The 22056-nt window shown below is 64.8% G+C and carries 21 protein-coding genes, 1 tRNA gene and 1 other RNA gene; 4 read left to right on the top strand and 19 right to left on the bottom strand.

Features of this window, described 5'->3' with window-relative positions; genetic code table 11:
* Positions 1–214 precede the first annotated feature (214 nt).
* The 7 genes from GGR62_RS13780 to ubiB form a co-directional block, all read right to left on the bottom strand.
* Positions 215–307, bottom strand: a tRNA-Ser gene (locus GGR62_RS13780).
* A gap of 83 nt (positions 308–390) precedes the next feature.
* Complete coding sequence (csrA, locus tag GGR62_RS13775) at positions 391–603, bottom strand: carbon storage regulator CsrA (protein WP_003481884.1); 213 nt, start codon at positions 601–603, stop codon at positions 391–393.
* Between the two features lie 139 nt (positions 604–742).
* Positions 743–3391 (bottom strand): alanine--tRNA ligase, encoded by a 2649-nt coding sequence (gene alaS / locus GGR62_RS13770; protein ID WP_184408431.1) that lies wholly within the window; start codon positions 3389–3391, stop codon positions 743–745.
* A 101-nt stretch (positions 3392–3492) separates the two neighbouring features.
* Positions 3493–3981 carry a recombination regulator RecX gene (gene recX, locus GGR62_RS13765; RefSeq protein WP_184408430.1) on the bottom strand — a complete coding sequence of 163 codons (489 nt, stop codon included), beginning with the start codon at positions 3979–3981 and terminating at the stop codon, positions 3493–3495.
* Between the two features lie 280 nt (positions 3982–4261).
* A complete protein-coding gene (recA, locus tag GGR62_RS13760; RefSeq protein ID WP_184408429.1) occupies positions 4262–5296 on the bottom strand; it encodes a recombinase RecA in 1035 nt (344 codons plus the stop codon).
* 172 nt (positions 5297–5468) lie between these two features.
* On the bottom strand, positions 5469–6107 hold the full coding sequence (gene lexA, locus GGR62_RS13755; protein ID WP_184408428.1) for a transcriptional repressor LexA: 639 nt from the start codon (positions 6105–6107) through the stop codon (positions 5469–5471).
* Positions 6108–6211: 104 nt separating this feature from the next.
* Entirely contained in the window at positions 6212–7888 is a 1677-nt protein-coding gene (gene ubiB / locus GGR62_RS13750; protein WP_184408427.1) for a 2-polyprenylphenol 6-hydroxylase, read from the bottom strand.
* Positions 7889–8440: 552 nt separating this feature from the next.
* Here ubiB and GGR62_RS13745 point away from each other — a divergent pair.
* A non-coding RNA gene (locus tag GGR62_RS13745) (sX9 sRNA) lies at positions 8441–8509 on the top strand.
* 386 nt (positions 8510–8895) lie between these two features.
* Here GGR62_RS13745 and GGR62_RS13740 read toward each other — a convergent pair.
* From GGR62_RS13740 to rlmE, 7 genes are all read right to left on the bottom strand, one after another.
* Complete coding sequence (locus GGR62_RS13740) at positions 8896–9390, bottom strand: CinA family protein (RefSeq protein ID WP_184408426.1); 495 nt, start codon at positions 9388–9390, stop codon at positions 8896–8898.
* Positions 9391–9723: 333 nt separating this feature from the next.
* Positions 9724–11043 (bottom strand): ribosome rescue GTPase HflX, encoded by a 1320-nt coding sequence (gene hflX, locus GGR62_RS13735; RefSeq protein ID WP_184408425.1) that lies wholly within the window; start codon positions 11041–11043, stop codon positions 9724–9726.
* Between the two features lie 11 nt (positions 11044–11054).
* Entirely contained in the window at positions 11055–11333 is a 279-nt protein-coding gene (gene hfq / locus GGR62_RS13730) for an RNA chaperone Hfq (protein WP_005915027.1), read from the bottom strand.
* Between the two features lie 77 nt (positions 11334–11410).
* A complete protein-coding gene (gene miaA / locus GGR62_RS13725; protein ID WP_184408424.1) occupies positions 11411–12394 on the bottom strand; it encodes a tRNA (adenosine(37)-N6)-dimethylallyltransferase MiaA in 984 nt (327 codons plus the stop codon).
* Entirely contained in the window at positions 12394–13296 is a 903-nt protein-coding gene (gene folP / locus GGR62_RS13720; protein ID WP_184408423.1) for a dihydropteroate synthase, read from the bottom strand. The genes miaA and folP overlap by 1 nt, the downstream gene beginning before the upstream one ends.
* A 123-nt stretch (positions 13297–13419) precedes the next feature.
* Positions 13420–15360, bottom strand: a complete 1941-nt coding sequence (ftsH, locus tag GGR62_RS13715; RefSeq protein ID WP_184408422.1) for an ATP-dependent zinc metalloprotease FtsH — start codon at positions 15358–15360, stop codon at positions 13420–13422.
* A gap of 60 nt (positions 15361–15420) precedes the next feature.
* Positions 15421–16053 (bottom strand): 23S rRNA (uridine(2552)-2'-O)-methyltransferase RlmE, encoded by a 633-nt coding sequence (rlmE, locus tag GGR62_RS13710; RefSeq protein WP_184408421.1) that lies wholly within the window; start codon positions 16051–16053, stop codon positions 15421–15423.
* A 65-nt stretch (positions 16054–16118) separates the two neighbouring features.
* On the opposite strand from rlmE, the gene yhbY reads away from it, so the two are divergent.
* Both yhbY and GGR62_RS13700 read left to right on the top strand, forming a co-directional pair.
* Positions 16119–16424: a ribosome assembly RNA-binding protein YhbY gene (gene yhbY / locus GGR62_RS13705; protein ID WP_184408420.1), complete on the top strand. Its 306-nt coding sequence runs from the start codon at positions 16119–16121 to the stop codon at positions 16422–16424.
* Positions 16425–16439: 15 nt separating this feature from the next.
* Positions 16440–16814, top strand: a complete 375-nt coding sequence (locus GGR62_RS13700; RefSeq protein WP_184408419.1) for an Mth938-like domain-containing protein — start codon at positions 16440–16442, stop codon at positions 16812–16814.
* Between the two features lie 191 nt (positions 16815–17005).
* Here GGR62_RS13700 and GGR62_RS13695 read toward each other — a convergent pair whose 3' ends face one another.
* Genes GGR62_RS13695 through surE form a run of 4 tightly spaced genes read right to left on the bottom strand, consistent with a single transcriptional unit; the run spans position 17006 to position 19868 of the window.
* The gene (locus GGR62_RS13695; RefSeq protein ID WP_184408462.1) at positions 17006–17782 is read right to left on the bottom strand and encodes a peptidoglycan DD-metalloendopeptidase family protein; all 777 of its coding nucleotides are present in this window, start codon (positions 17780–17782) and stop codon (positions 17006–17008) included.
* Complete coding sequence (locus tag GGR62_RS13690) at positions 17779–18393, bottom strand: YqaA family protein (RefSeq protein WP_184408418.1); 615 nt, start codon at positions 18391–18393, stop codon at positions 17779–17781. Before GGR62_RS13690 ends, GGR62_RS13695 begins: the two co-directional genes overlap by 4 nt.
* A gap of 18 nt (positions 18394–18411) precedes the next feature.
* Positions 18412–19092 (bottom strand): protein-L-isoaspartate(D-aspartate) O-methyltransferase, encoded by a 681-nt coding sequence (locus GGR62_RS13685; protein WP_184408417.1) that lies wholly within the window; start codon positions 19090–19092, stop codon positions 18412–18414.
* Positions 19089–19868 (bottom strand): 5'/3'-nucleotidase SurE, encoded by a 780-nt coding sequence (surE, locus tag GGR62_RS13680; RefSeq protein ID WP_184408416.1) that lies wholly within the window; start codon positions 19866–19868, stop codon positions 19089–19091. The genes GGR62_RS13685 and surE overlap by 4 nt, the downstream gene beginning before the upstream one ends.
* 99 nt (positions 19869–19967) lie before the next feature.
* Here surE and GGR62_RS13675 point away from each other — a divergent pair, with 99 nt between their 5' ends.
* Positions 19968–20507, top strand: a complete 540-nt coding sequence (locus GGR62_RS13675) for a Smr/MutS family protein (RefSeq protein ID WP_184408415.1) — start codon at positions 19968–19970, stop codon at positions 20505–20507.
* A 239-nt stretch (positions 20508–20746) separates the two neighbouring features.
* On the opposite strand, the gene truD is transcribed toward GGR62_RS13675, so the two are convergent.
* On the bottom strand, positions 20747–21856 hold the full coding sequence (truD, locus tag GGR62_RS13670; protein WP_184408414.1) for a tRNA pseudouridine(13) synthase TruD: 1110 nt from the start codon (positions 21854–21856) through the stop codon (positions 20747–20749).
* Positions 21857–22056: the final 200 nt, after the last annotated feature.

The raw sequence follows: 22056 nt of genomic DNA, 5'->3' as shown, positions 1-22056 counted from the left end.
CCACACCCGCTGCACTGCCTCACCGCCGCCACCCGCGCGTCGAGCCATATGCCAGGCGACACAGACACCGGCCCCGATCGGCCCTGCCATGCGATTCATGGCTGGAACGCGCACCTGCCGATCAGGCAACAAGGAGCACCGGAGCGATCCGTCACCAGCTCTCGGCCCCAATAAAAAACGCCTGCAAATCAGGGATTTGCAGGCGTCAGAACACTGGCGGAGCGAGAGGGATTCGAACCCTCGATAGAGTTTTTGACCCTATACTCCCTTAGCAGGGGAGCCCCTTCAGCCGCTCGGGCATCGCTCCAGTTTTTGCGTCCTGCCCCGATGTCCGTGGCAGGCCGCGAAGAATACCGGGTAAGAGGGGCTAACGTAAACCCTTTGCGACGATCAATTGGAAGAATCGTCACCATGATGCGCGCCGGAGGCAACCGGCTCATCCCCACGTTGGATGCGCTGATAGATTTCTTCGCGATGCACAGCGACATCTTTCGGTGCGGTGATACCGATACGCACCTGATTACCCTTGACGCCGAGCACGGTCACGGTGACCGAGTCGCCGATCATCAAGGTTTCGCCTACTCGGCGAGTGAGGATCAACATTTTGCAAATCTCCTGGAACCGGTGGATTTCCCACCAGCATCGACGGCCTCCTGAGTGAGACGCGCCCTAGGTAAAGGGAATAGACCAGAAATGGTAGCGGGACAGCCTGCTAGCCAGCAAGGCATAGCAGGACAAGTGTTCAGCCCAAGTGTTGCTTGACCCAGGAGGGCACACTGTCGAGTGCGGTCGCAAGGGCGGGCCCGTCCTCGCCACCACCCTGGGCGAGATCCGGACGGCCACCGCCCTTGCCCCCGATCTGACTGGCGATATGGCTGAGGAGTTCCCCTGCCTTGACCCTGCCAGTTGGGCTGCCATTCACACCGGCGACCAGCGCGACCTTGCCTGCGGAAGCGCCTGCCAGCACGATCACCGAGTCGCCCAATTGCTGTTTCAGGCGATCCATCGCGTCGCGCAGCGCCTTGGCATCGAAGCCTTCCAGACGTACTGCGACCACCTTGACTCCGGCCACGTCCACCGCACTGGACCCCAGGTCTGCCGTTGCACCGGACGCCAGCTTGGCCTTGAGCGATTCGAGTTCACGCTCAAGCCGCTTCTGACGCTCGGTGAGCGCACGCACCTTGTCGACCACCTCGGTGGCATTGCCGCCGAGCAGACTGGCCGCCTCCAGCAGACGACGTTCTTCATCGGCAACGTAGTCCAAGGCGCCCTGCCCGGTCACCGCCTCGATACGTCGCACGCCCGAGGACACGCCACCCTCGGCGGTGATCTTGAACAGCCCGATATCGCCGGTGCGGGTGACGTGGGTGCCGCCGCAGAGCTCGGTGGAATAACCGCCCATCTTCAGCACGCGCACGTTCTCGCCGTATTTCTCGCCAAACAGGGCCATTGCGCCAAAATCCAGCGCTTCCTGCATGGCCATGTTGTGCACTTCGACGCTGTGGTTGGTACGCACCTCGGCATTGACCTTGCGTTCGATCACGGCGAGCTCTTCGGCGGTGATCGGCTGAAAGTGCGAGAAGTCGAAGCGCAAACGATCCGGCGCGACCAGCGAGCCCTTCTGCTGTACGTGGGTACCCAGCACTTCGCGCAACGCCGCATGCAACAGATGCGTTGCCGAATGGTTGAGGATGGTCTTGCCGCGACGCTGCACATCGATGCCACCGGCGAGTACATCGCCCAGCGCAAGTGCGCCTTCGGTAATCCGCCCGACATGACCATGGAACTGACCGGCAAACTTCTGGGTGTCGGCGATCTCGACGGAGACATCGCGACCGCTCAGCTGGCCGCTGTCGCCGACCTGACCACCGGACTCGGCATAGAACGGCGTGCGGTCGGTGAACACGATGACCTCATCGCCGGCTTCGGCACGCTCGACCGGACGGCCGTGCTTGAGCAGCGCCACGACCTTGAGCGCATCGGCATCGTGCGCCTCGTAGCCGAGAAACACCGTCGGCGACATCGTGGCGACCAGGTCGGCTGGCAAGGCGACACCACCGCCGAACTTGCCGGCGGCGCGTGCGGTCTCGCGCTGACGCTCCATGGCGAACTCGAAGCCCTCCATGTCCACGCGCATCCCGCGCTCACGCGCGATATCGGCCGTCAGATCGACCGGGAAACCATAGGTGTCATAGAGACGGAACGCATCGGCACCGGGAATGACCTCCTGCGAGCGCGACGCGACGTCATCGAAGATCTTCATGCCGGCATCCAGCGTCTCGGCAAAGCGCTCTTCTTCGGCCAGCAAGGCGCGTGCAACGGTCTCCTGCGCAACCACCAGCTCCGGATAGGCTTCGCCCATCAGCTCGACAAGCGTTGGCACCATCTTGCTGAAGAACGGCTGGCGCACCCCCAGCATCCAGCCATGGCGAAGCGCCCGCCGGATGATCCGACGCAGCACATAGCCGCGACCTTCGTTGGACGGGAGCACGCCGTCGACGATCAGGAACGAACAGGCGCGGATGTGATCGGCGATCACCCGCAGCGACTTGTTTTCCAGATCGGTGATGCCGGTCAGCGCGCTGGCCTTGCCGATCAAGGCCTGAAACAGATCGATTTCGTAATTGGTGTGCACGTGCTGCAGGATCGCAGCCAGACGCTCCAGGCCCATGCCGGTATCCACGCACGGCGCCGGCAACGGCACCAGCGTGCCGTCGGGCTGGCGGTCGAACTGCATGAAGACCAGGTTCCAGATTTCGATGAAGCGATCGCCGTCCTCGTCCGGCGAACCCGGCGGGCCACCGGCGATGTGATCGCCATGGTCGAAGAAGATTTCGGTGCACGGGCCGCATGGGCCGGTGTCGGCCATCTGCCAGAAGTTGTCCGACGCGTACGGCGCCCCCTTGTTGTCGCCGATGCGCACGATGCGGCTTTCCGGGATGCCGATCATGTCGCGCCATAACGCGAAGGCTTCTTCGTCGGTGTGGTAGACGGTGACCAGCAGCCGGTCGGCCGGCAGCTTCCAGACCTGGGTCAGCAGCTCCCAGGCCCAGCTGATGGCGTCCTTCTTGAAGTAGTCGCCGAACGACCAGTTGCCCAGCATTTCGAAGAAGGTATGGTGACGCGCGGTGTAGCCCACCGAATCCAGATCGTTGTGCTTGCCGCCAGCACGCAGGCAGCGCTGGACATCGGCAGCGCGCACGTAGCTGCGCTTTTCCGCGCCAAGGAAAACGTCCTTGAACTGGACCATGCCGGAGTTGGTGAACAGCAAGGTCGGGTCGTTGCCCGGCACCAGCGGTGCCGATGGCACGATGGTGTGGCCCTTCCCCTCAAAAAACGCGAGGAAGTCACTACGGATCTGGGAGGTACTGAATTTGGCAGGTGCGTTCATGTGCTGGCATTGGGCGGGCGGCAGTCCCGGTCACCCAATGAGATGTGGGCGCAGATGAGCGGAACAACCTGAAACCACGAAGGGTAGCAGGCCTGACGCCCTCAGTCCTCAAGGTCGAAGCGCGTGGCGCTGCGAATGCTGTTGCCGTCAAAACCACGCCGGGCCAGCAGATCGGCGGCCTTGCGCCGTTGCGACAGATCCATCGGGCCTTCTTCGCCAAACCGACGGCGGATCAGGTCGCGCGCGTTTTCGGTCCAATCGCCTTCAAAGGTGGCCATTGCCGCACTGATGGCATCGCTATCCAGGCCATGGGTGCCGAGTTCGGCACGAATATGCAGGGGGCCATAGCCCGAACCTGCGCGATTACGCACCACCGACGCCGCAAAACGGGTGTCGTCCTGCCAACCTTCGCCAGCCAGACGCTCGACAGCCGCCTGCGCGGCCTCCGGCTCGATACCACGTGCCAGCAGCTTGCGGTTCAATTCCTTGCGCGAATGCTCGCGCCGCACCAGCAATCCCAGTGCACGTTGCACCGGCGTCTGCTCCTTGAACCGGCGTCCCCGCTTTGGCGCGGGCTGTTGCTCGTCCATCGTCAGGTGTCCCACATCGCTAAAATCAATCACCGCATCAATGCGCCATCCATGGCGCCTGCCCTCCTGGCCTTCGATAGATCTACCGCGAGAAGCGACGGCACTGACTCCGCCGTCCCCGCGATAGAAAACTTGCCGCAACCATCAGCACTGCTGTGATGCCACCAGGCGGGCGCGACCGGCGTGTAGAACCGGGATAGCCGCGAGGACGTCCCAATTCACGCCTACCTGCCGCCGACGCCTGCCTGATGGCGGCTCAGCCCGCATGACTTGGCTGCCGTTATTCCTTCTCGACGTCGTCGCCAGCTTCGCGCGGTGCCTCGGCCGGCTGGAACTTCTCACGCAACTCGGCTTCCAGCCGCTCCGCAACCTGGGGATTGTCACGCAGATAGGTACGGGCGTTGTCCTTGCCCTGCCCGATGCGCTCTTCGCCGTAGCTGTACCAGGCGCCGGCTTTTTCGACCAGCTTGGCTTCCACGCCCATGTCGATCAACTCACCCTCGCGGCTAATGCCTTCGCCGTAGAGGATTTCGGTCACGACCTGCTTGAACGGAGGCGCCAGCTTGTTCTTGACCACCTTGATCTTGGTCTGATTGCCGATGATTTCGTCGCCCTTCTTGATCGCGCCGATACGGCGGATATCCAGACGCACCGACGCATAGAACTTCAGCGCGTTACCGCCGGTGGTCACTTCCGGGCTCTGGCCCGGCATCATCACGCCGATCTTGTGACGCAGCTGGTTGATGAAGACCACCAGCGTGTTGGAGCGCTTGATGTTGCCGGTCAGCTTGCGTAGCGCCTGGCTCATCAGACGGGCCTGCAGACCCGGCAGCTGGTCGCCCATTTCGCCTTCGATTTCCGCCTTCGGGGTCAGCGCGGCGACCGAGTCGATCACCACGATGTCCACCGAACTGGAACGCACCAGCATGTCGGCGATTTCCAGCGCCTGCTCACCGGTATCGGGCTGCGACAACAGCAGGTCGTCGACGTTGACGCCCAGCTTGGCGGCGTAGATCGGATCCAGCGCGTGCTCGGCGTCGATGAAGGCTGCGGTGCCACCCTTCTTCTGGCATTCGGCAATCGCCTGCAGGGTCAAGGTGGTCTTGCCCGACGATTCCGGGCCGTAGATTTCGACCACACGGCCCTTGGGCAGGCCGCCGATCCCCAGTGCGATGTCCAGCATCAACGAGCCGGTCGGAATGACCTCGACGGCCTCGATCACGCGGTCGCCCATGCGCATCACGGAACCCTTGCCGAATTGCTTTTCGATCTGGCTCAGGGCGGCGGAAAGGGCGCGCTTCTTGTTCTCATCCATCTGGGTGATCCTTGTCAGTGATTTCGGTGTAGGGCGAATGTAGCGGCGGTGTATCGCACAGGCTGAGACTGGCGGCGACACACTCAGATTAGGGAGGCGACCACGAAGGTGGCAGCGGGAAATCCTGCGCTGGCGGCTCGGGAGACTGCCAGCACGGCCATCGGCACAGTGCTCAACGATTCGGCCTCAACAGCCCGCAATACAGGCCCTCGATCTCGAAATCCTGATCCGGCAATACTTCGATCGGCGCGTAGTCCGGGTTGCGCGGCAGCAGGCGGATCCGGTCCTTGCCGATCTTCAACAACTTGACGGTGATCTCTTCGTCGATCCGGGCGACCACGATCTGCCCCGAGCGCGCGTCGCGGGTGCGATGCACTCCGATCAGGTCGCCGTTGAAGATGCCCTCATCGCGCATCGAGTCGCCCTGCACCTTGAGCAGGTAATCCGGCGATGGCGAGAAGAACACCCGGTCCAGCACCACAAAGTCGTCCGAACCGATATCCGCGCCGATCGGCAGGCCTGCCGCGACGCGTCCCAGCACCGGCAGACGCAGCACATCGTCGCGGACCGGCTCGTTCGCAGCCGCACGCGGCTGTGCGCCCTGCCCGGCCAGGCGGATGCCGCGGGCCTGGCCCGGGACGCGACGGATCGCACCCGCCTGCTCCAAGGCTTCCAGGTGATATTGCGCGCCGCGCACGCCTTTGAAGCCGAACGCACGTGCGATCTCGGTCTGCGAAGGCGGCACGCCATCGGCTTCGATGCGCTCGGCGATCAAGGCCAGGATTGCTTGTTGGGTATCGGTCAGGTCCATGGTTAGTAGTATTACTACTAACTGGCGCCTGCGCAATAGCTGTGTCGCAGTCTCGCCGCTGGCGCGGCAAGACCGCGCACTGCCGATACCCCGGCTAACGCCGGCTAACGCCGGCTGCGCCAGATCGAGAACAGGATCCAGATGCCGCACAGGCCCGCGCCGATGAAGCCGCTCACGCCCAGCGCGAGCAGCCAGCGGCTGGCGCTGCCGCCGACACTGTTCATCACGATCGACGAGCCGATCACCAATGCCGCCGTGACGATCCCCATGGTGAGCCTGTTGGCGGCGCGGTCGACCTGCTCGCCGAACTCGCGTAATGCACGCGTTTCCACCTGCAGCTGCAATTTGCCGCGACGAGCGGCCTGCAGCAGCCGTTTGAGATCGCGCGGCAGATCGCCGATCAGGTCGATCGCACCGGTCACGGTGCGTCGGCTGCGCCGCAATACCGCACTCGGCGCGTAGCGCTGCAGCACGACGCGTTCGAGATACGGGCGTGCTTCGGAGGCCATGTCGAAGTCCGGGTCGAGTTGGCGCCCCATGCCTTCCAGCGTCAGAAACGCCTTGATCATCAGCGCCAGGTCCGAGGGCAATGTAAGCCCATGTCCGCGCAGGATCGAGGTGACATCGCCCAGCATCGCGCCGATGCGCAACTCTTTCAGCGGCACGCCGCGGTACTCGTCGACGAAGGCGCCGATATCCTGCTGCAGGCGCGACTCGTCGAGATCCAGATGGGTCCCGGCCCACTCCAGCAACACATCGATGACCGCCTCGGCGTCGTAACTGACCATGCCATGCAGCAGCTGCGCGACCTGGAAGCGACGCTGCTCGGAAACGCGCCCGACCATCCCGAAATCGATGACCGCAATGCGCCCATCGCGCAGATAAAAAATATTGCCCGGATGCGGGTCGGCATGGAAGCAGCCGTCCTGCAACACCATCTTCAGCACGATGCCGGCACCGGTGCGCGCGAGCGCCTTGCGATCAAGACCGGCCGCATCGACAGCGGCCAGATCACGCCCGGGAATGCCGTCGATGAATTCCTGCACATTGAGCGATTCGCAGGTCCACTCCCAGTACACGGCAGGCACCACGATCTGCGGGTCGTGGACGAAATTGGCCGCGATGCGTTCGGCGTTGCGGCACTCGGCGGCGAAGTCGAGTTCGCGCCGCAGCGAGAGCGTGAATTGCTGCACCACATCGGCGGGACGGTAACGCTTCAAATCAGGCGCGCGCGTCTCGACGATTTCCGCCAACCGCGCGAGCAGCCGCAGATCCGCATCGATGGTGTCGCCGATGCCGGGGCGACGGATCTTCAACACCACCGGCGTGCCATCGGCCAGCCAGGCGCGGTGCGTCTGCGCCAGCGATGCGGCGGCCAGCGGCTGCTCATCGAGGCGCGCGAAGACGCTTTCCGGCTCCGCGCCCAGCGCTGCGACAAGTTGCGGGCGGATCTGCTCGAACGGCAATGCGGGCACCGCATTCTGCAGCTCGCTCAATTCTTCGATCCAGTCCGGCGGCAACAGGTCCACGCGTGTGGCCAGCACCTGCCCGAGCTTGACGAAGGTTGGCCCGAGTTCCTCAAGTGCGCGCCGTACCCGCATTGCGGCAGACAGGCGCAAGCGCCCTTCGGCGTTATGCCAGTGCAACAGCTTGCCTGCACGTTCGAGTACATCGGCCAGCCCGATACGACGCACCACATCGCCGAAGCCGTAGCGAATCAGGACCGAGGCAATTTCCTGCAGACGCCCGAGATCGCGGACGGTGCCAAGGGCTTCCCACATCAGTGCACCGCCCGCAAGGATGCGACAAGCAGCTGCTGTCGCGCGCGGCGCTGCACAGCAGGTCGTGCGTGATTGACAGCGCCGCTGGTAGCGGATGCCTGATGGCATCGAGCAAGCGCTGCAACTGCTGTCGATGGAGGCAGGTTGGTGGCGGTTGCCCATCGCTGCGCTGACCGGACACCGAAATGATCGCTCGCCCGCATGGCCATCGCATGATCGATCGCCCGGATGGCCATCGCATGATCGATCGCCCGGATGGTCGGTGGATGGAAACCGATACCAGGACGATCGCCAGGACACTCGACGCAGGCAAACAACCGGCCAGCAATCGCACGTGGCGTCGATGGACAAAAGGCAGCGGCAGAAAACGCGAACATCGGCACACGGGGCAGCAACGAGGCCTTTGTTGTAGCCGATCTGCGCGCTGCTGTCTTGCTCTTGCCCGCTCGGGGCACGCGCGATACAGGTGATCGCGGGGACGCCATCAAGCGCAGTGGGCAAACCTGCTGCGCAGCCGCCAGGCGGGCGCAGCCAATGCCTGGAACATCTCTAAGGCTCGAACACCCAGGTTCCTGCGCGCCGTACGCACCCAGCTGACGACCGCTCGCTCCGTCGTTAGCCGTTCGAATAAACGTCTCTGAAAAAATCCTGACAGAACGGCGCTGCGTTCGATACACGGCTGCCGTCGCCCCTGGATGGCCTGGGGGCCGAGCTGGTCGCCATCGACACGTGCGTGCGGAAACGCAGTGACTCCACCCTCAGAATGTAAGCAGAGAGCACTACACAGTGCGACAAACGCTGCAGTTCGCGTGATTCCAACGTGCCGGCTCACCGGCACGACCGGCGCATGCTGCCGCACGCACGACGCACGCTTGGCAATCAAGTAGGCAATGGCGCCATACACCAGGTGCCCAGCCAGCGATTACGGTGCAGCATGGCAGCGTTGAACGTCATGTCCTGCACCTGCCATCCCCCTGGTCAAACCGACGCCATCTCCAATACAGGACCTAGAGCAGCGCACTCAACCCGCGCAATGCCGCAACCACGGTCTGACGACGCACCGCATCGCGATCGCCCGCGAAGTGGAACAACTGCGCAGTGGCATAGCCGCCACGCCGCTTCCAGCCGATCCACACCGTGCCGACCGGCTTGTCCTCGCTGCCGCCTCCCGGCCCGGCAATGCCGGTGACGGCTACCGCGATACTCGCGCCGGAATTGACCAGCGCGCCGGATACCATTTCGATCACCGTTTCGCGGCTGACCGCACCATGCACTTCCAGGGTCTGCGGCCGCACGCCCAGCAACGCCTGCTTGGCCTCGTAGCTGTACGCAGCCATGCCACAGTCGAACCAATGCGACGAGCCCGCCACATCGGTGACCGCCTTGGCGATCCAGCCACCGGTACAACTCTCGGCAGTGACCAGGCGCTCGCGCGCGGCAAGCAGTTGCTGACCGAGGCTTTCGGCCAACTGCTGCAATTCGGAATCGGCGGACATGGACATGGGCACGGCAAAGAAAGGCGCAGCCGACGTTTTAGCCCAATTTTCCGCGCCTGTCTGCGTGACCAGCATTGCGCGACAGCGACGATGTGGCCGAGGTTCAGTGCCGATGTGCGGATAACCGCAGCACGATCGCGTACGCCAGCGACCAGGTCGCCAACGTTTCGTCTGCAACAACGCAGGTTTGATGGCCGAACCTCGGATGCACGCCTGCACCACGGCGTGTCGTCAGCGGGCAGTCAAGCCGCAGCGGCGCACTCATTGCACCGCATGCACCGGCTCACCGAGTGACGCCGGATCTGCATGATCGGGCCGGACCCGACCATGCAGCGCCACTCACGATTCCCAGTCTTCGCGGCGATCGGGCAGCATCGCGCGCAATGGCGCACCGTCGTCGCCGGCCGCCAGGCGCTCGGCCTCGACCATCGGCAGGTCGACCTCCAGCAACCAGCCGTCCTCATCGGACTGCTCGCTGCGCACCACTTCCAGTTGATGCAGTTTGGAACGCAGGCGGCCGGCCGACGGCGGCAGCCGCAGTTGTCCGGTCACATGGCGCAGATCCAATCGCTGCCCGAGCGCGTGCTGCAATGCTTCCAGCCCGCGTCCATCGCGCGCAGAGACCCACACACGTTCGCGCCGCGCCTGGTCGGGAATGCCGTCCTGCGCGTCGTGGCGCACCTGCGCGCCCTCGATCTTGTCGATCTTGTTGAACACCAGCAGCTGCGGCAGATCGCCAGCACCCACCGCATGCAACACCTCATCGACCTGCTGGATGCGTTCTTCGCGCAGCGGGTCGGCCGCATCGACGACATGCAACAGCAGATCGGCATCGCGTGCTTCAGACAACGTGGAACGGAACGCGGCAACCAGTTGGTGCGGCAGATCGCGCACGAAGCCGACCGTATCGGCCAGGATCGCACTGCCGCCCGGCAGCGCGATGCGGCGCACGGTGGGATCGAGTGTGGCGAACAACTGATCGGCCACGTACGCCTCCGCACCGGTCAAGGCATTGAACAACGTGGATTTGCCGGCATTGGTGTAACCGACCAACGCAATCCGCGGCAGTTCGCTGCGCATGCGTGCACGACGCATCTGGGTACGTTGCACCTCGACCTTTTCCAGCCGTTGCTGCAACTGCTCCACCCGCTTCTGCAGCAGGCGACGGTCGGTTTCCAGCTGGGTCTCGCCCGGGCCGCGCAAGCCGATCGCACCGCCGCGCTGACGCTCCAGGTGGGTCCAGCCGCGCACCAGCCGCGTCGCCATGTGCCGCAGCTGCGCCAGCTCCACCTGCAGCTTGCCTTCGTGGCTACGCGCACGTTGCGCGAAGATATCCAGGATCAGCCCGGTGCGATCGATCACGCGCCGCTCCAGATAGCGCTCCAGATTGCGCTCCTGGCCCGGCGACAAGGTGTGGTTGACCAACACCAGATCCGCGCCGGTGGCCTCGGCAGCGGCCTTGATCTCTTCCAGCTTGCCGCTGCCGATCAGGGTCGACGGGCTCGGTTTGTCGATACGCGCGGTAAGCGTGGCCGCCACCGTGGCGCCCGCCGACTTTGCCAGGTCGGCGAACTCCTCCAGCACATCCTCTTCGGCAGGCCCACCGGCGTGGGTCTGAATCAACAACGCGTGCTCACCCTTTTTTGAGCGATCAAACACGCACTACTCCATTACTGCTCGACGTCGTCATCTTCCGCCTGGTTGCCTTCATTGGATTGCACATACCCACCACCGGGTCCCACGCGCACATTGCGCGCCGGCACGACCGTAGAGATGGCGTGCTTGTACACCATCTGACTCACGGTATTGCGCAGCAGGACCACGAACTGGTCGAACGATTCGATCGTGCCTTGCAGCTTGATGCCGTTGACCAGATACACAGAAACCGGCACCCGCTCGCGTCGCAGCGCGTTGAGGAATGGGTCCTGTAAAGATTGCCCCTTAGCCATCGAAAACTCCTCTTCATTATTGTTCTTATAGTCCCGGTCGACACCTGCCATCCCCAGCCGGCCCCGGAAACGGGATGTTACACGCCTGAAGCCGGCTGCACAGCGGGACGTTGACCGAGGAAGCCGACAAGTGCGCTTTCCAGCCGGTGCCGGTCGTGCTGCGGATCGAACCAGCGCGCGTCGAGCTCGCCACGCAGCCAGGTGAGTTGTCGCTTGGCCAGTTGCCGGGTGGCCTGCACCGCCCTGTCGCGGAAGTCGGCCAGGCTGCCGGCCCCATCCAGGTATTCCCAGGCCTGCCTGTAGCCAACGGCGCGCACCGCCGGCAAATCCAGCGGCGCAGCAGCTGCCCGCAGTTGCGGCAGCGCGCGTAGGCGCTGCACTTCTGCAAGGAAATCCTGCGCCAGCATCGCGTCCAGTCGCTGCTCGATCCGGGCGTGCAGCACTGCACGCTCGCGTGGTGCCAGCACCAGCTTCAATACCCGCACCGGCAGGCGCGGGCCGGACGGTAGCGCCTGCCAGTAGCTGATCGGCCGCCCGCTGATCCGGTACACCTCCAATGCCCGCTGGATACGTTGCGGGTCGGTGGTGTGGATACGCGCAGCCGCGACGGGATCGATCTGGGCCAGCTGTGCGTGCAATGCGGCCCAGCCATCTCGCTCGGCCTCGGCCGCGATCGCCAAACGCACCGCCGGGTCCGCCTCGGGCAATTGCGACAGGCCTTCCAGCAGCGCGCGAAAATACAGCCCGGTACCACCGGCCAGAATCGGCAGCTTGCCGCGCGCCACGATCTGGTCGATCGCCCGCCGCGCATCGCTGGCGAATTCCGCTGCCGAATAGATCTGCCAGGGATCGCGCAGATCGATCAGGTGATGCGGCACCGCCGCGCGCATGGCGGCATCTGGCTTGGCGGCGCCGATCTCCAATCCGCGATACACCAGCGCCGAATCGACGCTGACGATTTCCCCGTTCCAGCGCTCCGCCGCTTCCAGTGCCAGCGCGGTCTTGCCGCTGGCGGTCGGCCCCATCAGCGCGATCGCAAGCGGGCGTCGATCGGCAGGCATCAGTCCTCGTCCGGCCAGCGGATCGTCGGTGCAGCAGGTGCGCTCGCGCGTGGCAGCGGAATCGCCGCCATCGCACTCCACACCTTCAAGGCATCCACCGTGGACGCTACATCGTGCACGCGCAACAGCAAGGCGCCGTGCTGGGCGGCAATCAGATGCGCGGCGACCGACCCGTGCACGCGGTCGGCGGCGACCTGCCGCCCGGTCAATTCGCCGATGCTGCGCTTGCGCGACAGCCCCGCCAGCACCGGCAGACCGAATTCCTGCAGGCGCTGCAGTTGCGCCAGCACGGTCAGATTGTGCGTGGTGGTCTTGTCGAAGCCGAAACCCGGATCCAGGATCAGGCGGCGTTTGTCGATCCCGGCCATTTCGGCCGCGAAGATGCGTTCGGCCAGAAAGCGATGCACCTCGCCGATCACGTCGTCGTAGTGCGGCGCGTCCTGCATGGCATGCGGCGCGCTGCGCGCGTGCATCAACACCACCGGCACCCGCAACTCGGACGCCGCCTCCAACGCACCCGGCGAGCGCAGCGCATGCACATCGTTGATCATGCCGGCGCCGGCCGCGACCGCCGCACGCATCACCTCCGGTTTGAAGGTATCCACACTGATCGCCACGCCGGTCTGCTGCACCAGCGCCTGGATCACCGGAATCACGCGCTGCAGCTCTTCTTCCACCGATACCGGCGTCGCGCCCGGACGGGTGGATTCACCGCCGATATCCAGCACCGCAGCGCCCTGCTCGACCAGACGCAAGCCATGCGCGATGGCCGCCTCGCAGGTGGCGTGCTGGCCGCCATCGGAAAACGAATCCGGCGTGACGTTGACGATGCCCATCACCTGCGGCGCATCCAGTCGCAGCGCGCGACCGGCGCAATCCAGTTTGAGGGCAGTGTCGAACATCGTGGGTGTCTCCTTGGATGGGTGCGGTAACACGTGGTCGGGCGATGCGGCCCTATAACGCATCAAGGCCGGGAATCGCTCCCCGGCCTTGATGACTGCTTTGTCGCTGACCGATGCGTGGCGTTACAGCTGCTCGGCAGGTCCGGCGATCGGCGGCAACGGACGCGGGCTACCCTTGTCGTTGTTGTTGCCGCCATCCTTGTCGGACTTGTTCCAGCCGGCCGGCGGCGGCGGATCGCGGCCCTCCATGATGGCGTCGATCTGCGGTACGTCGATGGTCTCGTACTGCAGCAGCAGCTGCGACATCGCATGCAGCTTGTCCAGGTTCTCGGTGAGGATGGTCTTGGTCTTGCTGTAGGCCTTGTCCAGGATCGAACGCACTACTTCGTCGATCATGCGCGCGGTTTCGTCGGAAACGTTCTTGTGCTGCGTCACCGAACGGCCCAGGAACACCTCGTCCTCTTCCTCGCCATACGCCACCGGGCCGAGCTCGTCGGACAAGCCCCACTTGGTGACCATATTGCGCGCCATCTTGGTGGCCCGCTCGATGTCGTTGGAGGCACCGGTAGTGACCTTGTCGCCGCCGAAGATCAATTCTTCCGCAACGCGGCCGCCATACAGCGAGCACAGCTGGGATTCGATCGCCACACGATTCATCGAGTAACGGTCGCCTTCCGGCAGATACATGGTGACGCCCAGGGCGCGGCCACGCGGAATGATGGTGACCTTGTAGACCGGGTCGTGCTCGGGCACCAGACGGCCGACGATGGCATGACCAGCCTCGTGATAGGCGGTCAGGGTCTTCTCGTCTTCGCTCATGGCCATCGAGCGACGCTCGGCACCCATCAGGATCTTGTCGCGGGCACGGTCGAAGTGGTCCATGCGGACTTCCTTCTCGCTGCCACGCGCTGCGAACAGCGCTGCCTCGTTGCACAGGTTGGCCAGATCGGCACCCGAGAAGCCCGGCGTACCGCGTGCGATGACCATCGGCACCACGTCGTCGGCCAGCGGCAACTTACGCATGTGCACACGCAGGATCTGCTCGCGACCCTTCACGTCCGGCAGGCCGACCACGACCTGGCGATCGAAACGGCCCGGACGCAGCAGCGCCGGATCGAGCACGTCGGGACGGTTGGTGGCCGCGATCACGATCACGCCTTCGCCGCCCTCGAACCCGTCCATCTCGACCAGCAGCTGGTTCAGGGTCTGCTCGCGCTCGTCATGTCCACCACCGAGGCCGGCGCCACGGTGACGGCCCACCGCATCGATTTCGTCGATGAAGATGATGCACGGCGCATGCTTCTTGGCCTGCTCGAACATGTCACGCACGCGGCTGGCGCCGACGCCGACGAACATCTCGACGAAATCGGAACCGGAAATGCTGAAGAACGGCACCTTGGCCTCGCCGGCGATCGCCTTGGCGAGCAACGTCTTGCCGGTACCCGGCGGGCCGACCATCAGCACACCACGCGGAATCTTGCCGCCGAGCTTGGTGAACTTGGTCGGGTCGCGCAGGAAGTCGACCAGCTCGCTGACTTCTTCCTTGGCCTCGTCGCAACCGGCGACGTCGGCAAAGGTGATCTTGACCTGGTCCTCGCCCTGCAGCTTGGCGCGCGACTTGCCGAAGCTCATCGCACCCTTGGCACCGCCGCCACCGCCCTGCATCTGGCGCATGATGAACAGCCAGAAGCCGATGATCAGGATGACCGGCAGGAAGTTCAGCACCAACGACCAGAACCCGGGCCCGGTGGAGGGCTTCTGGCGGGTCATCTCGATGTTCTTGCTGTACAGCACGTCGACCAGCTTGTCATCGCGCGGCCCGTAGACGGTCGCTTCGCTGTTGTCGGTACGCGTGAAGTGGATCGCGTTGACCGCCAGATTGGTCTCGTCGGTGTAATCGACCGATTTGACGCGCCCGGCATCCACTTCCTTCAGGAACTGGGTGTAGGTGATCGAGTCGGGGCCACCGCCGCCCGCCGCGCGCGGCGAGAAGCTCTGGAAGACAACCATCAGCACAACTGCGACGACCACCCACAGCAGCAGATTCTTGGTCAAGTCGTTCATCCTCATTGGCTCCGGTGCCCTCTACTCTTTAATTCTTGAAACACGGTGGTCATTGGCAGCTTACTTGATCTGGACGCGCTTGCCCTGACCGAGTGCATAAACTTCCGGGGAGCGCTTGCGCGAGGCCGCCGGCTTGCGAATCGTCACCTTGTCATAGCGGCGGCGAAGCTCGCGAATGTAGTCGTCGGATCCGACACCCTGGAACAACTTGATCAGGAACGCCCCACCCGGCTTGAGATGGTTATCGGCAAATTCCATCGCCAGTTCCGCCAGGTGCATCATCCGCGGTTGGTCGACCGCATCCATGCCACTCTTATTGGGGGCCATATCGGACAGCACAAGGTCCACCGGCACATCGCCCAGCATCGCCTCGAACTGCGATAGGACGGCCTGCTCCCTGAAGTCGCCGTGAAGGAATTCCACCCCTGCCAGGGCCGGCATGTCCAGGATATCCAGCGCCACGATCCGACCGCTGTCCCCCATGGACTTGCGCACCTGCTGCGACCAGCCCCCCGGCGCAGCGCCCAGATCGACCACCACCATGCCCGGCTTGAGCAGACGATCGCGCTGCAGCAACTCCTCCAGTTTATAGGCCGCACGCGAGCGCATGCCTTCGGCCTGGGCCTTTTTTACGAAAGGGTCGGCGAAGTGTTCCTTGAGCCAGCGCTGGCTGCTTTTACTGCGGGAAGGCATTGGCGAAGGGGTCTGAACGGGCCGCCATGATACCCTGAACACCCTTTGCTTCCCTTCGATCCTGCATGTCCATTGTTCTCACCTCCGCCCAGAACCGCTTCCTGCGCGGCCAGGCCCACGATCTCAAAGCGCTGCTGCAAACCGGCGGCAAAGGGGTCACGCCGGCATTTCTGGCCGAACTCGAGGAAGTGCTCGAGCGCCACGAATTGATCAAGGTGAAGGTGGCATCGGAGGATCGCGAAGCGCGCGACACCATGATCGCCGAACTGACTGCGCAGACCGGCAGCGCGCTGGTGCAGCGGATCGGCCACGTCGCCATCCTCTATCGCCCCAGCAAGGAAAAGCGCCAGATCGTGCTGCCGCGCGGCTGAGCGGACGAGTTCGTTATGCCTTTGAGCCAGGAACATCCCGACTACACCTATGCGCTGCGCGCGGCCGATGGCCGCCATGCCAAGGTGAACGACCAGATTCTGCAGCAGAGCTTCGTGCTGATGCCGGACACATTGGTGGAAGGCTGGCCGGTGTCCGGCCTGGAGCAACTCCAGGTTGGACACATGGACGCAGTGCTCGCGCTGGCTCCGGCGGTGATTCTGCTCGGAACCGGCGAGCAGCAGCGCTTTCCGACGGCGGATGTCCTGGCGTCCTGCCTGACCCGCGGCATCGGCCTGGAAGCGATGACCAATGCGGCTGCGGCACGCACCTACAACGTGCTGGCCAGCGAAGGCCGCCGAGTGGCGTTGGCGATGATTCTGGCGGGCTGATGCGGGAATCGGGAATCGGGAATCGGGAATCGGGAATCGGGAATCGGGAAAGCAGGCTGAACTGAAGTTTCGCTGTCAAGCAAAAATTTGATCAAGCCTTCAGATGCGGCGTTCGTGCGAGGCGTCGCACGCCACCCACCGACAAAGTCCCGGCCCAAGGCTGTTGCGATTCCCGATTCCCGATTCCCGATTCACTTCTTCGGCAGATACAGCAGCGGATCAACCGGCTTGCCGTTGTAGCGGATCTCGAAGTGCAGCATGTCGCGCGCGGCGCCGCTGCGCCCCATCTCGGCGATCTGCTGACCGGCCTTGACGCTCTGGCCTTCGTTGAGCAGACGCTTGCGGTTGTGTCCGTACGCAGACAGCCACTGGTCGTTGTGCTTGATGATGATCAGTTCGCCGTAGCCGACCAGGCCCGCGCCCGAATACACCACCACGCCATCGGCGGCGGCACGCACTGCCTGCCCGCTGGCGCCGGCGATATCCACGCCCTGCTTGGTGGTTTCGCCGGCAACGAAAGTACCGACCACCACGCCATCGGCCGGCCAACGCCAGGGAAATCCACTGCTGACCGGGGCGGCGACCGGTGCGACCGGACGCGACGGAGCGACCGTGCCGGCGGACGCGCTGGCACCCGGCTTGCTGCTGCCGCCCGCACCCGGCGGATACAGCTTGAGCGTCTGGCCGGGATAGATGGTGTTCGGCGAGGACAGGCCATTCCAGGCGGCCAGATCCGGCGCGGTAATGTTGGTCCGGCGCGAGATCGCATAGAGCGTATCGCCGCGCTGGACGGTGACCGTGGCACCTGGACGCGGTACCGACGGCCGGGACGCGGCGGGACGCGACGAAGAACCGCCGCCCGCGCCAGGCGAACGCACCACTGTGGCGCTGCTGCAGGCGGTCAAGCCGACTGCCACTGCGAGCATGACGACTGTCTTGCGTACCGAATTCATCTGCGCCTTGCTCATCCGTTGGTTGTCTTCCATACCAGCCAGCCCGCCCCGACCGCGAGGACGGCCATGGCCACCCAGCCCAGTGGTTCGATCCAGCGATGCAATGCAGCTTCGGCGCGTGCGCCGCCCAGCCGGATCGCCCCTGCAACCAGATACACCCGCTTGCCGCGTCCGACCAGCATGCTGGCGATGAACGGCAGGATCGGCACACCGACCACGCCGGAAGCCCAGGTGAAGATCTTCAGCGGGATCGGCGTAAAGCCGACCAGCACCAGCGCCCAGAACGCCTTCCACGGCGAATCGGCCACCAACGTGCGCAGCGCCTCGATCTGCATCTGGATCTTCGCGCTCCAGCCCAGCCACTCGATCAAGGGCTGCAAGGCGGCAAAGGCGAAATGGCCCAGCAGGTAGCCGACCAGCGCACCGCACAGCGAGCCGATCAGGCTCAAGGTGGCGAACCACAACGCGCGCTTGGGCTCGGCCAGCGACATCGGTGCCAGCATCACTTCCGGCAGCACCGGAAAGATGAAACCCTCCACGAAACTGAGGCCGGTCAGCAGCGCCGGCGCGCGGCGATTGCGCGACCAACGGATGGCCACGTCGTACAACGGCCCGAAGATCTTCATCGAGAAACTCTCATGGATTCAATCCAGCATGCCCGACAACAGCGGGACGAACGTGACCGGCGCCAGAACCTGCTGTTCGATCGCGCCATCGGCACCGCGTGTGAGTTGCACCAGCGACTGTGACGAAGCGCCACCGACCGGGGCGACCAGACGCCCGCCGACAGCGAGCTGATCGACCAGGGCATCGACCAACGCCGGCGCTGCCGCAGTGACCACGATGGCGTCGTACGGGCCATGTTCCGGCCACCCGATGCGGCCATCGTCATGCTTGCTGCGCACGTTCATGCCCAGATGGCGGAAACGCTTGCGCGCCTGCCGCAGCAGGTCGCCGATGCGCTCCACGGTGTAGACCTCCAGCCCCAGCGCGGCGAGGATCGCGCCCTGGTAGCCGGAGCCGGTGCCCACTTCGAGCACCTTGGTCGGCGCTACCTGCAGCACCGCCTCGGTCATGCGCGCGACCACCCAGGGCTGCGAAATGGTCTGCCCGTGGCCGATCGGCAGCGCGGTGTCTTCGTAAGCGCGCGAGGCCAGCGCTTCATCGATGAACAGATGGCGCGGCACGGTGCGCACCGCGTTGAGCGTGGCTTCGTCCTGGATGCCGGCCTCGCGCAGGCGCTCGACCAACCGGTCACGCACGCGCTGGGAGGTCATGCCGATGCCGACCGACTCCGGTTGCAGCAGGCGCAGCCTCGGCGTCATGCCGGCGTATCCAGCGCAGCGGTCAGCCCGCCGACCCAGCCAGCCACCGTCTCCAGCGCCTGATAGCGGGTGAGATCGACATGGATCGGGGTGATCGAGATGTGGCCGGTGCGCACGGCATGAAAGTCGGTGCCGGGGCCGGCGTCCTGCTCCGGTCCGGCCGGGCCGATCCAGTACACGGTCCGGCCGCGCGGGTCGCGCTGCGGTACGCAGGGTTCGGAACGGTGGCGGTTGCCGAGCCGGGTGACTTCGAAACCGAGCACATCCGACCAGGCCAGATCCGGCACGTTGACGTTAAGGATGGTGTCGGCGGGCAACGGGTCGGCCTTCAGGCGCGCCACGATCTCCACCGCTGCGCGCGCAGCGGTTTCGTAGTGATGCGCTTCGTGGTTCTGCGTCACCAACGAAACCGCCACCGCCGGCAGGCCCAGGAAGCGGCCTTCCATCGCGGCGGACACGGTGCCCGAATAGATCACGTCATCGCCCAAATTGGCCGAGTTGTTGATGCCTGAGACCACGATGTCGGGGTCGTAGTCGAGCATGCCGGTCAGCGCCAGATGCACGCAGTCGGTCGGCGTGCCGGCCACCGCGCAGGTCTGCGCGTCGATGCGGCGGGTGCGGATCGGCAGATCCAGCGTCAGCGAATTGCTGGCGCCGGAGCGGTCGCGGTCGGGAGCGACCACCATCACTTCGTGACCGGCATGGCGCAGCGCCTCGGCCAGGATCTGGATGCCAGGGGCGTCGACACCGTCGTCGTTGCTAACCAGTACGCGCATGAGACTCCTCGGAAAACCGGACCATGATACCGGATGCGTCCGTGCCCTTCGCGCTTGATCTTCGCTTGCACCTGAGGTGGGGCACGTTACGCTGTGACCATGTCGCACCCTGAAGACGAAGACGACGGCGCGTTGTTCCGCGCGGCGATCGGCGCGGTCAAGCCGATTCGTGAAGTCGCGCCACCGGCCAACGTCAAGCCGCGCCCGAAGCCGCGTGCGCGCATGGCCGAGCGCGACGACGCCGAAGCACATACCGAATTCGCACGTCTGCTGCGCGACAGCGCGCCGTTGGAGGCAGGCGATACCGCCAGCTATCGACGCGAGAATCTTCCCACCCGTTTGTTTCAGCGGCTCAAGCGCGGTCAATTTTCGATCCAGGACGAACTGGATCTGCACGGTGCCACTGCCGCGCAGGCCGAATCCCTGCTGCGACAGTTTCTGCTCGAAGCGCATGCGCACGAACACGGTTGCGTGCGCATCATCCACGGCAAAGGCTTGCAGTCCGATACCGGCGCGCCGGTATTGAAGAATCTGATGGACCGCCTGCTGCGTCAGCGCAACGATGTGCTGGCGTTTCATTCGGCGCCGCCCACGCAAGGCGGCACTGGCGCGCTGCTGGTGTTGCTGGCACGGCGCTAGACCGATTGGGCAACGCTGCCGCATTGCCGCGTTGGAAGCCGCCTGCGCACGGTGACGCGTCAGCGGGCTTGCCGATCGCGGCCTAGGCGGCTGCGATGCGCGAGGCAGCGGTCGCAAGGCGACATGGCACCAAGCAGATGCCAATCGTGACCGAGACTGCCTGCCTGCCTGCATGCATGCATCGGCACGCCAAGATCCTCCTTGCTGACAGGCAGTGCGGCGGCAGCAGCCCGGCCGCCTTACGCGTCGGAACGCACGCTGGCGTTGAGACGGCCAGCGTCGCCGACCTCGCCGAGTTCCCACAGCACCGCGGTGGCATAGCAGCCCGGCGGCAATGCGAATTCGATCTGCAGGCTGTGCGTGTCCAGCCAGCGGTACTGCAGCTGTTGCGGACGCAAGCGCAATGCGCGGCGCTCCTGCTTCAAGCCGGCAGCTTCCAGCCCCTCTCGCAGCGCGCTGGATTGCGGATCGGACAATGCCCCCTGCTCCAGCGCCGCAGCCTGATCGGTCGGGCGCAGGTCGCCGACGCCCCACAACGGCCCGCTGGGATGGATATCGAAGCGCGCCAGGCGCTCGGCCAGCACATCGCTAAACGGCTCGGGGCCGAACACGCTGCGCGAGCCGTCCAGCATCCACGCCTCGCCCTCCAGCGCGGTGTCCCAACTGCCCTGCTCCACGCGTGCGGTGAGCACACGATTGAACAACGCCGAGCGCGCCGCAGACAGCAGCATCGAGCGCTGATCGTTGCGCAGCCGCCGCTTGGATGCCGGGGCCGCGACCAACGTGCCGTCTGCAACTTGCATGTAGCCGAACATCGCCAACGCAGCGGCCACGTTGCCGCCATCGCGGCCGAAGCGTTGTTCGCCGAACCAGTTGGGGATGCCGCGCGCGGCGATCGCCTGCAGGCGTTGCTCGATCGCCTCATGCGCGCCCTGCACCTGGCGCAGCGTCAGCTCGAAGCGATTGCCCGACAGTGCGCCGCGCTGCAGCTTGCGGTTGTGCCAGGTGCTGTCGATCACCTGCATGTCGTCGTCATCGAGCGTGGCGATTTCCGGCGCGATGCGCTTGGGCAGATGCACGCTGAAGCGCTGCGTGGTCACCGCATGGCGGTCTTTCAGCCCGGCGTAGCTGACGCCCATCTCGGCGATCCCGGCCCACTGCGCGAGCTTTTTGGCGATGTAGGCGGTGTTCTGGCCGCGCTTGCGGATGGTGAGCAGCAAGTGCTCGCCCTCGCCGGAGGGTTCGAAGGCCGGCAATTCGTCGACCTGAAAATCTTCCGGCGTGCTGCGCATTGCCGCGCTGAGGACCGCAGCGCCATGCGCGCGCGGCAGAACAAAGGTATCGCTCATGCTGTGATTTACCTTCGCGCCGACAGGTCGAGCGCTGTATGCCGAATGCCTCGGCGCGGTGGTGTCGCGTTGCAACGCCAGGATCAGCCCGGCGCAGGTAACAGCGATGTGGAGCGGCTAGAAAACCTGGCCGGCAGTATCAGATGCGTATGGACGGCACGCTCGGAACCGCAGGGTATGCGTGATGATCGCCGTGCATA

The sequence above is a fragment of the Xanthomonas sp. 3075 genome, assembly GCF_014197275.1.
Taxonomy (GTDB): Bacteria; Pseudomonadota; Gammaproteobacteria; order Xanthomonadales; family Xanthomonadaceae; genus Xanthomonas; species Xanthomonas campestris_B.
The sequence above is the reverse complement of the archived record's forward strand: the minus strand, read 5'-3'. Positions and strand labels throughout refer to the sequence as shown.

What these genes read in the sequence shown, in the direction of transcription:
- csrA (WP_003481884.1), bottom strand. Translation starts at nt 603, where the DNA reads ATGTTGATCCTCACTCGCCGAGTAGGCGAAACCTTGATGATCGGCGAC.
- alaS (WP_184408431.1), bottom strand. Translation starts at nt 3,391, where the DNA reads ATGAACGCACCTGCCAAATTCAGTACCTCCCAGATCCGTAGTGACTTC.
- recX (WP_184408430.1), bottom strand. Translation starts at nt 3,981, where the DNA reads ATGGACGAGCAACAGCCCGCGCCAAAGCGGGGACGCCGGTTCAAGGAG.
- recA (WP_184408429.1), bottom strand. Translation starts at nt 5,296, where the DNA reads ATGGATGAGAACAAGAAGCGCGCCCTTTCCGCCGCCCTGAGCCAGATC.
- lexA (WP_184408428.1), bottom strand. Translation starts at nt 6,107, where the DNA reads ATGGACCTGACCGATACCCAACAAGCAATCCTGGCCTTGATCGCCGAG.
- ubiB (WP_184408427.1), bottom strand. Translation starts at nt 7,888, where the DNA reads ATGTGGGAAGCCCTTGGCACCGTCCGCGATCTCGGGCGTCTGCAGGAA.
- GGR62_RS13740 (WP_184408426.1), bottom strand. Translation starts at nt 9,390, where the DNA reads ATGTCCATGTCCGCCGATTCCGAATTGCAGCAGTTGGCCGAAAGCCTC.
- hfq (WP_005915027.1), bottom strand. Translation starts at nt 11,333, where the DNA reads ATGGCTAAGGGGCAATCTTTACAGGACCCATTCCTCAACGCGCTGCGA.
- miaA (WP_184408424.1), bottom strand. Translation starts at nt 12,394, where the DNA reads ATGCCTGCCGATCGACGCCCGCTTGCGATCGCGCTGATGGGGCCGACC.
- folP (WP_184408423.1), bottom strand. Translation starts at nt 13,296, where the DNA reads ATGTTCGACACTGCCCTCAAACTGGATTGCGCCGGTCGCGCGCTGCGA.
- ftsH (WP_184408422.1), bottom strand. Translation starts at nt 15,360, where the DNA reads ATGAACGACTTGACCAAGAATCTGCTGCTGTGGGTGGTCGTCGCAGTT.
- rlmE (WP_184408421.1), bottom strand. Translation starts at nt 16,053, where the DNA reads ATGCCTTCCCGCAGTAAAAGCAGCCAGCGCTGGCTCAAGGAACACTTC.
- yhbY (WP_184408420.1), top strand. Translation starts at nt 16,119, where the DNA reads ATGTCCATTGTTCTCACCTCCGCCCAGAACCGCTTCCTGCGCGGCCAG.
- GGR62_RS13700 (WP_184408419.1), top strand. Translation starts at nt 16,440, where the DNA reads ATGCCTTTGAGCCAGGAACATCCCGACTACACCTATGCGCTGCGCGCG.
- GGR62_RS13695 (WP_184408462.1), bottom strand. Translation starts at nt 17,782, where the DNA reads ATGAGCAAGGCGCAGATGAATTCGGTACGCAAGACAGTCGTCATGCTC.
- GGR62_RS13690 (WP_184408418.1), bottom strand. Translation starts at nt 18,393, where the DNA reads ATGAAGATCTTCGGGCCGTTGTACGACGTGGCCATCCGTTGGTCGCGC.
- GGR62_RS13685 (WP_184408417.1), bottom strand. Translation starts at nt 19,092, where the DNA reads ATGACGCCGAGGCTGCGCCTGCTGCAACCGGAGTCGGTCGGCATCGGC.
- surE (WP_184408416.1), bottom strand. Translation starts at nt 19,868, where the DNA reads ATGCGCGTACTGGTTAGCAACGACGACGGTGTCGACGCCCCTGGCATC.
- GGR62_RS13675 (WP_184408415.1), top strand. Translation starts at nt 19,968, where the DNA reads ATGTCGCACCCTGAAGACGAAGACGACGGCGCGTTGTTCCGCGCGGCG.
- truD (WP_184408414.1), bottom strand. Translation starts at nt 21,856, where the DNA reads ATGAGCGATACCTTTGTTCTGCCGCGCGCGCATGGCGCTGCGGTCCTC.